We start from the raw sequence: 570 nt of genomic DNA on the forward strand, positions 1-570 counted from the left end.
GGTGTACGCGTGGTAGATGCAGCGGTCGTAGAAGTTGCGGTCGCTGGTGCCGACTTCGCTCATGAAGAGCGGCACTTGGTGGATCGGGTACTCGTCGAGCGGGCTGGGCACCGGCACGGACGGCCTCCTGCGAAGTTCATGGCGTGCTGGCCTGCGAGTCTCGCCCGGGCATTTGACCAAGTCAAGTGGTCTGGGTGTGCAGTCCGGCCGGTTCAGCCGGCGGCTTCGCCGCCGCCCTCGGGCGCCTGCTCGGCGTCCACCGCTTTGGCGATGCGCGAGGCGACGATGACCGCCGTGCCGAGCATCGTGGTGCGGTACCCGGCGAACAGCTTGTTCGCCCACGGCACCGCCCAGCGCCCCCGCCGCGCGACGTTCTCCACCCGGTACTCCACCCACGCCGCGCCGCCGCGCTCGTGGATCCGGTACGTGCCGCGGTACCACCAGTCGCCGGCCATGACCACGGTGCGCGCCGCCTCGTCCACGTCGACGTGCAGCACGCGGACATCCCCCGACCATGCCTCGAAGCGGGTCGGCCCGCCGGTGAGCCGGAATCCGCGGCCGGGCAGGAAC

The 570-nt window shown here is 71.1% G+C and carries 1 protein-coding gene; it reads right to left on the minus strand.

The features are described from left to right. Nucleotides 1-212: 212 nt before the first annotated feature. Nucleotides 213-570, minus strand: a 358-nt coding sequence (locus AC1DSF_RS30620) for a hypothetical protein (RefSeq protein WP_478184073.1), incomplete at its 5' end; no start/stop codon positions are given.

Source organism: Variovorax sp. 01N429, from assembly GCF_056399425.1.